General features: G+C 31.1%; 16 protein-coding genes. 2 read left to right on the top strand and 14 right to left on the bottom strand.

Features of this window, described 5'->3' with window-relative positions; all coding sequences use genetic code 11:
* Window positions 1–206 precede the first annotated feature (206 nt).
* Together spo0A and T473_RS0104060 are read right to left on the bottom strand one after the other, a co-directional pair.
* Window positions 207–1,028 carry a sporulation transcription factor Spo0A gene (spo0A, locus tag T473_RS0104065; RefSeq protein ID WP_029791501.1) on the bottom strand — a complete coding sequence of 274 codons (822 nt, stop codon included), beginning with the start codon at window positions 1,026–1,028 and terminating at the stop codon, window positions 207–209.
* A 131-nt stretch (window positions 1,029–1,159) separates the two neighbouring features.
* Entirely contained in the window at window positions 1,160–2,281 is a 1,122-nt protein-coding gene (locus T473_RS0104060; RefSeq protein ID WP_024620754.1) for a SpoIVB peptidase S55 domain-containing protein, read from the bottom strand.
* A 164-nt stretch (window positions 2,282–2,445) separates the two neighbouring features.
* On the opposite strand from T473_RS0104060, the gene T473_RS0104055 reads away from it, so the two are divergent.
* Window positions 2,446–2,922, top strand: a complete 477-nt coding sequence (locus T473_RS0104055) for a GNAT family N-acetyltransferase (protein ID WP_330369369.1) — start codon at window positions 2,446–2,448, stop codon at window positions 2,920–2,922.
* Between the two features lie 71 nt (window positions 2,923–2,993).
* Window positions 2,994–3,527 (top strand): hypothetical protein, encoded by a 534-nt coding sequence (locus T473_RS0104050; protein WP_024620752.1) that lies wholly within the window; start codon window positions 2,994–2,996, stop codon window positions 3,525–3,527.
* Window positions 3,528–3,607: 80 nt separating this feature from the next.
* On the opposite strand, the gene T473_RS0104045 is transcribed toward T473_RS0104050, so the two are convergent.
* The 12 genes from T473_RS0104045 to T473_RS0103990 all read right to left on the bottom strand — a co-directional run bounded on the left by T473_RS0104045 (window position 3,608) and on the right by T473_RS0103990 (window position 14,208).
* Window positions 3,608–4,150 (bottom strand): glutathione peroxidase, encoded by a 543-nt coding sequence (locus T473_RS0104045; RefSeq protein WP_024620751.1) that lies wholly within the window; start codon window positions 4,148–4,150, stop codon window positions 3,608–3,610.
* Window positions 4,151–4,278: 128 nt separating this feature from the next.
* On the bottom strand, window positions 4,279–4,851 hold the full coding sequence (locus T473_RS0104040; protein WP_024620750.1) for a glutathione peroxidase: 573 nt from the start codon (window positions 4,849–4,851) through the stop codon (window positions 4,279–4,281).
* Between the two features lie 170 nt (window positions 4,852–5,021).
* Entirely contained in the window at window positions 5,022–6,698 is a 1,677-nt protein-coding gene (recN, locus tag T473_RS0104035) for a DNA repair protein RecN (protein ID WP_024620749.1), read from the bottom strand.
* Between the two features lie 28 nt (window positions 6,699–6,726).
* Window positions 6,727–7,539 (bottom strand): TlyA family RNA methyltransferase, encoded by an 813-nt coding sequence (locus T473_RS0104030; RefSeq protein WP_024620748.1) that lies wholly within the window; start codon window positions 7,537–7,539, stop codon window positions 6,727–6,729.
* A gap of 4 nt (window positions 7,540–7,543) precedes the next feature.
* On the bottom strand, window positions 7,544–9,409 hold the full coding sequence (dxs, locus tag T473_RS0104025) for a 1-deoxy-D-xylulose-5-phosphate synthase (protein WP_024620747.1): 1,866 nt from the start codon (window positions 9,407–9,409) through the stop codon (window positions 7,544–7,546).
* 89 nt (window positions 9,410–9,498) lie between these two features.
* The gene (locus T473_RS0104020) at window positions 9,499–9,936 is read right to left on the bottom strand and encodes a divergent PAP2 family protein (RefSeq protein ID WP_024620746.1); all 438 of its coding nucleotides are present in this window, start codon (window positions 9,934–9,936) and stop codon (window positions 9,499–9,501) included.
* A gap of 32 nt (window positions 9,937–9,968) precedes the next feature.
* A complete protein-coding gene (locus T473_RS0104015; protein ID WP_024620745.1) occupies window positions 9,969–10,856 on the bottom strand; it encodes a polyprenyl synthetase family protein in 888 nt (295 codons plus the stop codon).
* Between the two features lies 1 nt (window position 10,857).
* Window positions 10,858–11,073: an exodeoxyribonuclease VII small subunit gene (gene xseB, locus T473_RS0104010; protein WP_024620744.1), complete on the bottom strand. Its 216-nt coding sequence runs from the start codon at window positions 11,071–11,073 to the stop codon at window positions 10,858–10,860.
* Between the two features lie 3 nt (window positions 11,074–11,076).
* Window positions 11,077–12,282: an exodeoxyribonuclease VII large subunit gene (gene xseA, locus T473_RS0104005; RefSeq protein WP_024620743.1), complete on the bottom strand. Its 1,206-nt coding sequence runs from the start codon at window positions 12,280–12,282 to the stop codon at window positions 11,077–11,079.
* Between the two features lie 2 nt (window positions 12,283–12,284).
* The gene (locus T473_RS0104000; RefSeq protein ID WP_024620742.1) at window positions 12,285–13,283 is read right to left on the bottom strand and encodes an O-sialoglycoprotein endopeptidase; all 999 of its coding nucleotides are present in this window, start codon (window positions 13,281–13,283) and stop codon (window positions 12,285–12,287) included.
* Window positions 13,267–13,779, bottom strand: a complete 513-nt coding sequence (gene nusB, locus T473_RS0103995) for a transcription antitermination factor NusB (protein WP_024620741.1) — start codon at window positions 13,777–13,779, stop codon at window positions 13,267–13,269. Before nusB ends, T473_RS0104000 begins: the two co-directional genes overlap by 17 nt.
* Before the next feature lie 72 nt (window positions 13,780–13,851).
* Window positions 13,852–14,208 (bottom strand): Asp23/Gls24 family envelope stress response protein, encoded by a 357-nt coding sequence (locus tag T473_RS0103990; protein WP_024620740.1) that lies wholly within the window; start codon window positions 14,206–14,208, stop codon window positions 13,852–13,854.
* Between the last annotated feature and the right edge of the window lie 175 nt (window positions 14,209–14,383).

Raw genomic sequence — 14,383 nt, 5'->3', positions numbered from 1 at the left:
CATTATATTATAGCATTAGTTAACAATAAAATAAATGTTTTAAGTATATTCGAGCTTATGTATACAATTATCTACGTTTTTTTTCCTTAATTATATTTATCTAAATTTTTTTTTAGTTTATTTATATAAGTTTTTACTGTATTTTATGTTTTTATATATAAAAAAGAAAGTCCTCTAAAAAAGAGGACTTTGCTATTACATTACAATTATTTAACCATACTGTGCTCTAATCTTAGTTTATCTGAAATCATAGCAATAAACTCTGAGTTTGTTGGTTTTCCTTTTGTGTTATGAACTGTGTATCCAAACAATTGATTTATAGTATCTACTTTGCCTCTGCTCCACGCAACTTCTATTGCATGTCTAATGGCTCTTTCAACTCTACTAGGAGTAGTATTAAATTTCTTTGCAATACTTGGGTATAATTCCTTAGTTACCGCGCCTAAAAGCTCTACATTCTCTATAACCATCTTAATGGCTTCTCTTAGATATAAATAGCCCTTAATATGAGCTGGAACTCCTATCTCATGTATAATGTTAGTTATTTCTGTTTCTATGTTTCCAACATTCTTCACAAAATCACTTCTAGTCATTTGAGATTCGTAATTTTGTTTTGGTTCAATTTTTACCGACTTGTTTGACACTAACTCTCTGATTCTATTTATAAATACAACAAAATCAAACGGTTTCACAATGTAATAATCAGCACCTAAACTTATAGCGTTTTGTGTTATCTTGTCTTGGCCAACTGCAGATAAAACTATAATCTTAGGAAACTTTGCAATATCCATGCTGTTAAGCTTTTCAATTACACCTAATCCGTCTAAGTGTGGCATTATAATGTCTAATACCAGCAAATCAGGTTGAGTCTTTTTAACTAAATCTAATGCCTCTATTCCATCCTTTGCGATACCTAAGACCTCGATATCATCTTCATTTGATAAATACTCATTTAATACTTGACAAAAATCCTTATTGTCATCTGCCAAAACTATCTTGATTTTTTCGTTCACTAAAAATCCCCCCATCAAAAACATTTAATTATACAGAAAAATCAAACTTCATACACTAAATTGGTTTATAATTATCATACTAGTATCTTTATTCGACATACTTAAATTATATTCCTTCAAAGAAATAAAAAATTTTATTAGATTCTCTATAATTTTATCATTTCGTTAATTAAAATACCATAGCCCTTTTTAGAATCTTCTTTAGATACGTGTGTAACCGCTCCGATTATTTTGTTATTTTGTATTATTGGAGCGCCGCTCATACCTTGTACAATACCTCCAGTGTAATCAATTAAATTTTTATCTACTACATTTATTATGATCTCTTTATGATTTCCACGGGAAGTTACAATATCCTCTATTTTTATTTCAAAAGATGTTATATTTTTATTTTTATCTTCAAATAGTATATAAGCTTTACCTTTTTTTACTTCATTTACATCTCCAACCTCCATAAGCTGCATTTCTTTATGCCCTAATTTCATATCCTTACCTTTTTTACTTACAAATTCTCCGCTTATACCAATATCTGCGTTATTTGAAAATTTTCCAACAATATTAGAGTTTTCATAGTCTCCTTTGATGTATCCAATCTTATCTTCTGTAGATTTTACAATTCCAATATTTTTAGGTCGATATATCCGTCCATTCCTTATTTTTAAAAGCTCATTTGTATCTGTATCTTTTATTGCATGTCCAATCGCTCCGATTTTGTTATTTTCTGGATTGTAAAATGTCATCGTCCCAACTCCAGAGATCTTATCTCTTACCCAAAGTCCTAATTTAAGTTTTTCTCCATCATTTTTGAGCTTAATATTTTCTTTTTTATAAATATTATTTCTTTCAAATTTAACTTCCACCATATCGGGGTTCTTGTTTAATTTATTATTTAGATTCTTTAAAATCTCGAACACATCTTGACTGTCTTTTACCCTCTCTTTGTTGATTTCTACTATATTATCCCCTATTTGTATTCCGCCAATATACTCAACATTCTCTTCTTCATAACCTATTACCAGTACACCGTCTGTATCTGCTTTGATTCCAATAATATTACCAAGTGGATACACAAATTTTTTATTCTCATTTTTAAAACTGCCGGCTTCTTTATCTTTTATTTTGTTATCTATAAAAGTTGTTAAATTGTTAAGGACAAATCCATTGTTATAATAAAAATGTCCACAAACTATCATAAGTGTAAATGTGATTATCGCTGTAAAAATTTTTATATTTACTAAAAATTTTATATTGAATTTATTTGTTTTCATAGATTTATCACTCCCTAAGTTGTATACATTTATAATTCCTATTGGGGAGTCTATTTATTCACTATAAATTTTTATTTTTATAGTATTTATTTTACATCAATATATTATTTTTATATTTTTATTTTCTGTTTATTATATTGCAACAAAAATATTGATATAATAAAATATATAAGTATCTGAAAGGTGGTTATAGTATTCTCATAAATAAAAAATATGCAAACAAAGATAATTGGCATGATTTAATAAGTTTATATGTAAAGGAAGATCAATCTCAATTCATTGAGAGCAATCTGCTCTCTATCGCTGAATCAAAATTTGAAAAATCTTGGAAACCTGTCGGAATATATGATGGAGATACTTTAATAGGATTTGCAATGTACGGTAAACTCGAGTATGAAAAAAGAGTCTGGTTAGATAGATTTATGATAGACTATAGGTTTCAAAATAAAGGCTATGGAAGGGCCTCTTTAGATTATTTAATAAACTCATTGATAAAAGAATATAATTGCACTGAGATATATTTAAGTATATATGAAGAGAACTCGCATGCTATAAAACTTTATAAATCTGTTGGATTTAATTTTAATCAAGAGGTTGATGATAATGGTGAGAAAGTTATGGTTTTGAAATTAAACGATTAACTATTTTTATTAATTCTATTAAAAGTTAGAAGACTATCGTAGCTAAAACATCCGGGGGGGGGGATAAATTAGTGAGAAAAAAGAGAAATCTAAAGCAAGAGTTGTGGTACCTTTGTTATATGGAGTTTATGAATGCAATATTATTTATTTTCTTATATTTTTGTTACACTCGTAATTTAGAAATTAAATTTCATATAGTTACTTTATACCCTTTACTTCTTATTAGTCTAATACTTGTTGAAGGGTCAATCTATTGGTTTATTTGTTTAACTAGAATAAAAAAGAGAGATAGAAATCTCTACAGAGATTCAGTGGCACCTATCTATAATATTTTAAATATATTAAATCTAGCTTTATTTGTAGTATATATTCCTGTGTTCATTATGAACATAAACCAAACTGGAATAGTAGGGAAGCTAATTGGTTTATCACTTTTCTTCTTTGCACTTATCGAGCATATAAACTATTTCTACTATAGGCTGTCATATTACACAAGAAATGGTCTTGGATTAAAATTTGTAGATCCCACGGTTAAATTATTTACTGGGAAGGCATCTAGATCTCAAATCTACAAAGAGGTTGATGAATACAAAAATAAAAAATAGTATATAAAGCATAAAAAATAACACACAGAAACTCAATGAAAATCTGTGTGTTATTGACTAATTATATCTAAATTAAAGTCTTATAAAGCGTTTTTGATATCCTTTTCTATACTTAAAGGGTCAACAGTTGGCTCGAAACGAGATATAATATTGCCATCTCTGCCTATTAAAAACTTAGTAAAGTTCCATTTTATTGAACTGTCTTTATACTCATCTTTGTATGTTTCTCTAGCAATTCCATCAAGTAATTCAGCCATTTCACCTGTTCCAAATCCTTCGAAAGTTGTATTATCAGTTAGATATTTGTAAAGTGTATCTTGGTTTTCACCTCTTACATCTATTTTTTTAGATAATGGGAATGTAACTCCATATCTTACTGAACAAAACTCTTTAACATCGCTGTTGCTTCCCGGCTCTTGTCCATTAAATTGATTACATGGGAATCCTATCACTACTAAACCTTGATCTTTGTACTCCTTGTAAAGTTTTTCTAGACCTTCATATTGAGGAGTAAACCCACACTCACTAGCTGTATTTACTATTAACACTACCTTGTCCTTAAAATCTGCAAGAGATGCTTCTTTACCTTCTATTGTTTGGTATTTAAAATTGTAAATCGACATATTCTCCACCATTCCTTTTAATTATATTTTTTATTTCTTTATTCATCATCATGTTATTTCTTATTTCCTATCAAGCCTGTAATAACTTATATACCCAGGAATTTTAATTTATAGCACATTTTTAAACTTTAATTATATTTAAGACTTCTATCACTTTTTTTAAGGTATTCATTAATAATAGGCTCCATACTTTCGGGTGTAGCAGTAGGTTCATATCTACCTATTATTTTACCCTCTCTATCTATCAAAAACTTAGTAAAATTCCATTTGATAGAATTATCGCTATATTCATCTTTGTATTTTTTCTTGAGGGCCAATCGTAAGCCTATCGCTTTTACTCCATTTCCAAAGCCTTGAAATGATGTGTTATCAGTTAAATACTCAAATATAGGATCTATATTTTCGCCTCTAACCTCTATCTTTTCAGAAATAGGAAATGAAACCCCATATCTTATCTTACAAAATTCCGCAACATCAATATTACTTCCCGGCTCTTGTTCAGCAAACTGATTACAAGGAAATCCAATTACCACTAGCCCCTGATCTTTGTACTCTTTATACAATTTCTCAAGCCCCTCATACTGAGGCGTAAAACCGCATTTGCTGGCTGTATTCACTAACAATATAACTCGCCCCTTAAAATCTGCTACTGAAACGTCTTTTCCACTTATATCTTTAAAACTGAAATCGTATATAGACATATTTATTCACTCCTATTTCAATTTTTTATAATTAGCTGTACTCAATACTTATACCCAATTAAAACAAATCAAATAATAATTTCATTAAATCAAAGAATTTTATAGTTTTACATTAATTAAAAAATAGAATATAAAATCAATCTAATTTAGAATGATTTTATATTCTATCCTTACTTTTTAGCCGTCTCTATAATCTCATTTGCATGGTCAATAGTCTTTTCAGTTATCTTACTTCCAGAAATCAACCTAGCTATTTCTTCAACTCTGCTGCTTTCATCGAGCTTTTTAATATTAGTAAACGTCCTATTGTTTTGTATATGCTTTTCTATGCAGAAATGTGTCGTAGCATTTGCTGCTATTTGTGGTAGATGGGTTATACATATTATCTGCTTTTTAAGAGAGATCTTCGAAAGCTTTTCGCCAACTATTTGAGCTGCTACTCCACTTATACCTGTATCTATCTCATCAAATACCAGAGTATCGGTTCCGTCTATATCCGCTAATATAGTCTTAAATGCCAGCATAAATCTAGACATCTCTCCTCCAGATGCAACCTTATTTATTGGCTTCATATCTTCACCTAAGTTGAATGAAACCATAAACTCAACATTATCCTTACCCTCATATGAAAATACGCCTTCTGAAAACTCAACTTTAAACGATACATGTTTCATATTCAAGCTGTCGAGTTCTACTAACAAAAGTTTCTCTAATTCAAGCGCCAACTCTTTTCTGGCAGTCGTTAAGTCTGCAGCTTTTACTGTAAGATCTTCTTCCAGAGAAGCCAGTTCGCTTTTTAGCTCCTCAACTCTCTCATCTCTATTTATTATCTCATCTAATCTACATACTATCTTGTCGTTATACTTCAGTATTTCTTCAATTGTATCTCCGTATTTACGTCTTAGATTATTTATCTCGTCTATTCGTATTTCCACTTGCTCAAGTTCATAAGGTTCAAAGTTTATATGTTCTTTATAACCTCTAAGCTCAGAAGAAATATCTTGTAATTCGTACATTATTCTCTCAACATCATTGCTGTACTCTTCTAATTTAGTATCGTATTGCGCTATATCGTGCAATTCTTTAGATACTACTCCAATTAAATCTACAATATTAATCTCTCCATTATGAAGTCCTTCATAACTGAGGTTTAATTTATTGTAAATTTTTTCACTATTTCTATATACATCTCTTTTTTTTAGAAGTTCTTGATACTCACCTTCACTTAAATTTGCAGACTCTATTTCATTGATTTGAAAATTTAGTAAGTCTATCTCCCTTTGAATCTGCATATCATCTTTATTCTCAGTTAAAATATTTAAAGATCTTCTTACTTCACTGTATTTATTGTAAATAGTTCTGTAGTTAGCTTTATACTTATCGAGATAATCGCCACCGAATAAATCTAAGAACTCAATATGAGTTTCTACATCTAGTAGGGCGTTATTTTGATGCTGTCCGTGAACATCAACCATCATCCCCGTTATATATTTAAGAGTAGATATTTTAACCGTTCTTCCATTGATTCTTGCTGAGCTTTTACCATCCGAAAAAATCACTCTTGAGACTATGATCAAATGGTCATCTTCTACATCGATTTCATTTGCTGCTAAATAATTTAAGATATTTTTGTTTTCTGTATGGAATACTATCTCAATAAGCCCTTTATCAGTTCCTTTTCTCAGAAAAGATCTATCATATTTACTTCCAAGAGATAGGTTTAGTGCGTCAATTATAATTGATTTGCCTGCACCTGTTTCTCCAGTAAGTATATTTAACATCTTATCTAGACTAAGCCTAAGTTCTTCAATTAAGGCACAATTTCTCATGTACATCTCAAGGATCAAAATATAGCCCCCTTTAATATCCTACTAATTACTTATCCATCGTATGTGACTTTTCAACAATTTCTTCTATCTTGTTTTTATATTTTTCCTCATCAAATATATTTTTTGCATCTGTGCTCTTTAAATGAATCAAATACTCTATGTTTCCCTCAGGCCCTTTAATAGGGGAGAAGTCCAACTCAAGTATCTCAAATCCGTTTTCTAATGCAAATCTCGAAACCATATCTATTACTTCAATATGCGTTGATTTCTCTCTAACTACGCCTTTTTTTCCTACTTTTTCACGACCAGCTTCAAATTGTGGCTTAATAAGAGCTACTACTTCTCCACCTTCTCTTAAAAGTTCCTTTGCTTTAGGAAGAACTAGTTTTAATGATATAAACGACACATCTATTGATGCGAAATCAGCATGCTCACCGATATCTTCCAATGTCACATATCTTATATTAGTTCTCTCCATACACACTACTCTCTCGTCTTGTCTAAGCTTCCAAGCGAGTTGTCCGTATCCAACATCTATAGAAAATACTTTTGTTGCACCATTCTGGAGCATACAGTCTGTAAAGCCTCCTGTAGATGATCCTATATCCATACATACTTTGCCCTCTAGTGTAAGATTGAAGTTTTTTAAAGCTTTTTCCAGCTTTAGTCCTCCTCTACTTACATATGGAATCGGATTTCCTTTTACTTCTATTTTAGAATCTATTTTAACTTCTGTGCCTGCCTTATCACATCTCTGATTATCGACGAATACAAGACCTGCCATAAGTGATTTTTTTGCTCTTTCTCTACTGTCGAAAAAACCTTGCTCAACTAGTAAAACATCTATTCTTTTTTTCATAAGATTACCTTTCTAAAATCTTTTCTACTTCCTCAGCGATTTTACTTGATGATATACCCACTATTTCATAGAGCTCATCTTGGCTTCCATGCTCGATAAACTCCTCAGCAATCCCCAAGTTAACTACCTTTACATCGCAGTTGTTTTGTATTATAAAATTATTTACTCTGCTTCCAAAACCGCCTACTTTTGAGTTGTCCTCAACAGTTATTATATTTTTATGGTTTGTAAATAATTTTTTTAGCAACTCTTCATCCATCGGTTTTAAAAATCTAGCATTTACAACTGTAGCCTTTATGTTTTTCTTTTTAAGTACCTCACATGCATCAAGTGCTTGTTTAACCATATTTCCTATAGCTAAAATAGCTACATCTTCACCTTGATTTAAAACCTCGTATTCTCCAAGTTTTATTTCTCCATAGTGTCCAGTATCTAGACAATAACTATTTCCTCTAGCATATCTTATAGCCACTGGTGAATCTATTTTAAGAGATAAATCCATCATAGATTCTAGCTCTTTTGTATCTTTTGGAGCCATAACCACAATATTTGGTATTGGATTTAAATAACTTAGGTCGAAAACTCCATGATGAGTTTCACCATCGTTTCCTACTAGACCTGCTCTATCAATCAAAAATGTCACTGGCTTTTTAGTAAGACAGACATCGTGAATTAATTGGTCGTAAGCCCTTTGAAGGAATGTAGAATACACTGCAAAATACGGTTTAAGTCCATTTTTAGCAAGCCCGGCTGCAAAAGTAGTAGCGTGTTGCTCAGCTATACCTACATCAAAGTATCTATCTGGATAAACTTTTTCAAATAGATTCATACCTGTTCCAGATGGCATAGCAGCGGTTATGCCGACAATTTTGTCATCACGTGATGCCATTTCTATAAGTTTTTCACCAACTGCATCTGAAATAGACTTCTTACCAGATGGAACTACGCCTTCTTTTATATCAAACTTAGAAACACCGTGATACTTATCCGGATGGTTTTCTGCGTACCTGTAACCCCTACCTTTTTTTGTTATTACATGTAGTAGCTTTGGTCCTTTTAAAAACTTAGCATATGTCATAGACTCTATAAGCTGTTTAGTATCATGACCATCTATAGGCCCTATATACTTTATACCTATTGAATCGAAGAATTCGCTCTCTTGTGGTGAAAAGCTATTTATTATTGTGTCTTTTAATTTATAAGCAGTTTTTGAAATAAACTCTCCAGTTGATGTAACACTCAAAAGTTTTTCAAATTCATCTTTAAACATATCTACACTTGAACTTTTTATAAGGCTTGAGAAGTACTTTGACATACCCCCAACATTTTTATCTATAGACATCTCATTGTCATTTAGAATAACAGTCATGTCAGTTCCTATATCACCCAAGTAATTAAGGGCTTCTAAAGCCATTCCACCTGTCATAGCACCATCCCCAATAACGGGAATTACATTGTATTTCTCTTTTTTAATATCTCTTGCACATGCTATACCAACTGCTACAGATATCGATGTACTACTGTGACCTGTATCAAATATATCATGTTCACTCTCTTCTTCTTTTGGAAACCCACTAAGTCCATTTAACTGGCGAAGTGTTGGAAACTCATTTTTTCTTCCTGTGATTATTTTATGAACGTACGCTTGGTGCCCTACATCCCAGATTATCTTATCTTTTGGACTATCGAAAACTTTATGCAAAGCCAAAGTCAATTCAACAACCCCCAGATTAGATGCAAGGTGACCACCTGTTTCCGATATTGATTTAACTAGAAATTTGCGTATATCTTTTGCTAGTAAATTAATATTTTCTATGTCCATTTTTTTAATATCTTGCGGAGAATTGACTTTATCTAAATACTCGTACATATTATTCACACCTTTTGCTTAATTTTAAAATACATTTATATATAAAAATTCACTGCCCCGAAAACAACTTTTTTCGAGACAGTTTACGCTTAAATTAATACTAAAGCAGTCAGTACCCCAAGCAGTCCACCAAACCAAACTTCCATAGGAGTGTGACCTATAAGTTCTTTTAGCTTTTTCTGCTCTATCGGCTTATTATGCTGAATATCATTTACTATTTGATTTAATATAATAGCTTGCTTACCAACAGCCCTTCTAACACCAGCGGCATCGTACATTATTATTATCGCCAAAACTGCTGTTATAGCAAAGTCTGTTGAATTAAAGCCTTTTTCAAGTCCTACAACTGTAGCTAAACTCGTTACAAATGAACTGTGAGAACTCGGCATACCACCTGATGTAAGCACTCTTGTTAGCTCTATTCTTTTGTTTTTCCCTGTGAATATCTTTATAAATTGAGCTAAAAAACAAGCTACTATACTTATACCCAAAGCACCGTTATTTAGAAGCTCTAAAAAAAATTCCATGTCGCCCTCCTAAGAATTCTACAGATTTGATTTTAACATTCTCGTGAAATAATATAATCAGCTAAACCCTTTAAAAAATCCGCGCTTTCAAATGTAGTTTCTATACTATTCTTGGCATCTGATATCAATTCTGTCGCAATATCTCTAGATTTTTCTAACCCTAATAAAGATGGATATGTTGATTTATTATTTTCTATGTCACTGTTTACCTTTTTACCCAGCTTTTCTTCATCGCCTACTATATCCAAAATATCGTCTACAATTTGGAATGAAAGACCTATATTTTTTGCATAATTAGTAACGCTCTCAAGCTCAACTTGATCAGCTCCACCAACTATTGCTCCTGCTCTCATACATCCAATTATCATAGCAGCAGTTTTATTGTTGTGTATATAGTCTAATTTTTCTTTATCTATTTTTTTATCTTCACTTTCAACATCTACTACTTGACCGCCAATCATCCCGTATATTCCAGCATGTCTAGCTATTTCATACACTGCCCTTAAATACTTTTCTGGGTTATTTTTGCCAAGAGATCCTTTTAACATAATTTCAAATGCGTAATTTAAAAGCGAATCTCCAGCTAAAATTCCCATAGCTTCACCGTATACCTTATGATTTGTAGCTCTGCCCCTTCTCAAGTCGTCGTTATCCAACGCAGGAAGATCATCGTGTATAAGTGAGTATGTATGTATCATTTCTATTGCAACTGCAAATGGAATCGCATCTTCTTCATTACCTCCGACAATTTTACAAGCCTCTAAAGTTAGGATTGGTCTTAGCCTTTTTCCACCTGCACTAAGACTGTAGTTCATAGCTTCTATTACAGATTTTTGATAGCCTTCTTCTTTTGGCATATATTCATTTAAAATATTTTCAATATAACTTGCTCTTTTTCTCAGTGAACTGTTGAATTCCATATTATTCCTCCCCTAAATCTAGCTCTTCTTCTACACCAAGTCTATTGAACTTGCTTATTTTAAGTTGTGCGTCTTCTAAAAGCTTATTGCAGTGCTTGTAAAGAGCAATACCTTCTTCATAAAGTTCTAATGACTCGTCAAGGCTAGCGTTATTAGACTCTAAATCTCTAAGTATTTCCTCAAGTCTCAAGTATGCTTCTTCATATTTTAGGTTCATTATCTATACCTCATCTACTTCTATATTATCAATTGTACAGTTTATACAGCCATCTTTTAGCACAATGTCAACTTTTTCATCAACCTTTAAATCATTTGCGCTCTTAACCACATCCCCATCCTTTTGGAGAATACTATATCCTCTATCCATAGTTGCTAAAGGACTTAAATTGTGTAAAACTGCACCTGTATTCACAAGTTTTTCGATTTTAAATTTGAGATTATTTTCTACCCCAAAGGTTATTTTATCATATATCTTATCTAGTTGTATAATTTTATCTTTAATAATATACGACTCTAAATAGCTATTTATTTTATCGAATGTAGTCATTAGCTTGTATTCATCAATATTAATCTGATTTGTTAAAGATTTTGATATTCTATTCTTTATATTTATTAGTTTATAATTTATTTCATCAATTGATGGGGTTACAAGTTCGGCTGCAGCAGATGGCGTTGGAGCCCTCATATCTGATACAAAATCACATATTGTAAAATCGGTCTCATGTCCAACTGCAGAAATTATCGGTATCTTTGATTTAAATATCTCTCTTGCTACATCTTCTTCATTAAAAGACCAAAGCTCTTCTATAGATCCTCCGCCACGTCCAACTATGATTGTGTCTACATTTTCTATATTATTAAAAAATCTTATACCTTCACAAATATCGTCTTTAGATTTACTTCCCTGTACATTTACAGGGTAAAGTTTTATATTAACTTTCGGGAATCTTCTCTTTATTACATTTATGATATCTCTAATTACAGCTCCAGTAAGTGATGTTACTACTCCTATAGAGCTTGGCATTTTCGGAATAGCCTTTTTATATTTTGGGTCAAACAGACCTTCCTTATTCAGCTTTTCCTTTAATTTATTAAACTCGATATGGAGGTTTCCTATTCCCTCTATTTCTATATCATTTATATATAGTTGATACGCTCCATCTCTTTCATATACAGAAATATATCCCTTTGCGACAATATTAGTTCCATTGTCTAGATCTAAATTTTTATTGTAGTTGTTTTTAAATATTACACAGTTTAGCTTAGATTTTTCATCTTTTAGAGATAGATAGACATTTCCACTACTGTGCACTTTAAAATTTGATATTTCGCCCTTTACTTTTAGGTTATCCAGTATGGGGTCGTTTATCAATATTCTCTTTATATATGAATTTGCCTCACTTATATCCAAAGCTCTAATTTCCATATTTATTCTCCTAAAAATTTGTTTAAACCTATTATAGCACAACCTACTGCGTTATCTGTTGAATACTTTGGCTCTGAAAAATATGCTTTAATATCATTTTTTGAAAGCTTCTCTGTTATGCTTTTTGATAGATATTTACTAGCAGAAACTCCTCCTGCAAATAATACCTCATATACTTCGTATTTTTCACATATATAAATAAGTGATTTAGAAATACTTCTAGAAAGAGTATCCATTAGTAATTTCGAAACGTAATTTTTGTCCGCACTTTCTATATTCCTATACTTTTCTTTTATAAAATTATTTATTTGATTCTCAATCCCTGAAAGATTCATATAACCGTCTTTTACAGATGTCTTTAATCCCTTTTCTATATTTAAGTCGCAATTCAAAGAATTTTCGTCAATATATTTTCCACAAGGGAATTCATATCCAAATTCTACTCCCAGCCTATCTATAAGCTGTCCAAAACTTACATCTCTAGTTCCGCCTACTATTTCTATATTATAATCTTCATTTGCTGAATCTTCACTCAACTTCTCTGATAGTAAAATCTCTGTAGTTCCTCCAGATATATGAACTGATAAAAATCTTTTTTTATTTATAATCCTAGAATTTAGCAAAACCGCTTCAATATGATTTTCTTGATGTGTTGTCTCATAAAATTTAGAACCAGATATCGTTGAATACAGCTTCGCGAAATTAAGGCCTACTGTGAAAACTGGCATATATGAGTTTTCAATTGGTCTAGGTCTTGATGAAGCACAAATCGCTACTACATTGCATTCCTCTAGTATTTTATTCAATTGCTCACTTATATATCCCAAATTATTTACATGTTGGAAAACTGCCTCGCTCTGTCTAAGCCCCTTGGAATCTTTTTTGACCTTTAACATTATCTTTTCATTTAAAATAATATCTCTATCAAAAGATATAGCTGCTATTGAAGTAGTATAGCAGCTAGTGTCAATTCCAATTACTATGTTATTTTTCGTTTTCATTTACAATACTTCCAAGTATCCCATTTATGAATTTCGGAGATTTGTCATCACAGTAAATTTTTGCAAGCTCGACTGCCTCATTTATAGAAATTTTATTAGGCATATTCATGTAAAGAATTTCACATATAGATACTCTAAGTATCGATAAATCAACTTTAGGCATTCTGTCCACTGTCCAGTTCTTAGCGTATTTATTTATCAATCGATTTATATTTAATCTATTTTCATTTATAGCTACACAAAAACTTACAACGTAGTCTTTGTCAACTGCATCTTCAAGCTCTATCACTTCATCATCTATATCAAGTTTCTTTTCATTTAAGTACTTTTCTCTAAGCTCTTTGTATCTCTCTATAATGAACTCTGTATTTGAATTTAAAAACTCTTCTACTAGCTCTAATAAGTCTTCTTCTTCCTTTTTGTTTACTTCCACCTGATACATAAACTTCATCATATACTCTCTGGTAGTTACCTTTTGTGCTCTATCATTTTTCATTAAATGTGATTCTCCTTTAAATTATAATTTATATAAAAACAAATAACCCTCTGAAATATCAGAGGGTATAGTTTAGCTTTTTTTAGACGTTTCTTCTTTCTCAACTTTTTCTTTCTTAAAGCTGATTCCTTGAACGTGAATATTAACTTGAGAAACTACTAACCCTGTCATTGTTTCAACAGTATTTTTTATGTTTTCTTGAACCTTTGCAGCTACTTCTGGTATTGGTTTGCCATGTTTTATAACGATCATTACATCCAGGCTAACATCATCATCATCAACCTGTATCTTAACGCCATTATTTTTTAACAATTTATCTGTAAAAGTTGTAGATGTCTCTATTCCATCAACCTCTAATGCTGATATTCCAGCTATCGTAGCTATTACATCATTTGATATTTTTACTTGTCCAAATTTATTCTCTTCCATTTAATATTTACCTCCCATTTTAAGGTAGTTTTTTTATAAGTATAATGATACCAAATACTACCGATATTTGCAAGGTAGGGTTGACTCAAAACTATATTAATATTTAGTTTATGTAGTTTATTGTTTTTTATAACCAAATTTATCTATACTATAAAATATTTTACAACTAAAAAAA

It is taken from the genome of Clostridioides mangenotii TR (assembly GCF_000498755.1).
GTDB classification, from domain to species: Bacteria; Bacillota; Clostridia; order Peptostreptococcales; family Peptostreptococcaceae; genus Metaclostridioides; species Metaclostridioides mangenotii_A.
The sequence above is the reverse complement of the archived record's forward strand: the minus strand, read 5'-3'. Positions and strand labels throughout refer to the sequence as shown.

What these genes read in the sequence shown, in the direction of transcription:
- T473_RS0104000 (WP_024620742.1), bottom strand. Translation starts at nt 13,283, where the DNA reads ATGAAAACGAAAAATAACATAGTAATTGGAATTGACACTAGCTGCTAT.
- T473_RS0103990 (WP_024620740.1), bottom strand. Translation starts at nt 14,208, where the DNA reads ATGGAAGAGAATAAATTTGGACAAGTAAAAATATCAAATGATGTAATA.
- T473_RS0104020 (WP_024620746.1), bottom strand. Translation starts at nt 9,936, where the DNA reads ATGGAATTTTTTTTAGAGCTTCTAAATAACGGTGCTTTGGGTATAAGT.
- spo0A (WP_029791501.1), bottom strand. Translation starts at nt 1,028, where the DNA reads ATGGGGGGATTTTTAGTGAACGAAAAAATCAAGATAGTTTTGGCAGAT.
- T473_RS0104015 (WP_024620745.1), bottom strand. Translation starts at nt 10,856, where the DNA reads ATGGAATTCAACAGTTCACTGAGAAAAAGAGCAAGTTATATTGAAAAT.
- xseB (WP_024620744.1), bottom strand. Translation starts at nt 11,073, where the DNA reads ATGAACCTAAAATATGAAGAAGCATACTTGAGACTTGAGGAAATACTT.
- T473_RS0104030 (WP_024620748.1), bottom strand. Translation starts at nt 7,539, where the DNA reads ATGAAAAAAAGAATAGATGTTTTACTAGTTGAGCAAGGTTTTTTCGAC.
- T473_RS0104060 (WP_024620754.1), bottom strand. Translation starts at nt 2,281, where the DNA reads ATGAAAACAAATAAATTCAATATAAAATTTTTAGTAAATATAAAAATT.
- dxs (WP_024620747.1), bottom strand. Translation starts at nt 9,409, where the DNA reads ATGTACGAGTATTTAGATAAAGTCAATTCTCCGCAAGATATTAAAAAA.
- T473_RS0104045 (WP_024620751.1), bottom strand. Translation starts at nt 4,150, where the DNA reads ATGTCGATTTACAATTTTAAATACCAAACAATAGAAGGTAAAGAAGCA.
- xseA (WP_024620743.1), bottom strand. Translation starts at nt 12,282, where the DNA reads ATGGAAATTAGAGCTTTGGATATAAGTGAGGCAAATTCATATATAAAG.
- nusB (WP_024620741.1), bottom strand. Translation starts at nt 13,779, where the DNA reads ATGAAAAATGATAGAGCACAAAAGGTAACTACCAGAGAGTATATGATG.
- T473_RS0104040 (WP_024620750.1), bottom strand. Translation starts at nt 4,851, where the DNA reads ATGTCTATATACGATTTCAGTTTTAAAGATATAAGTGGAAAAGACGTT.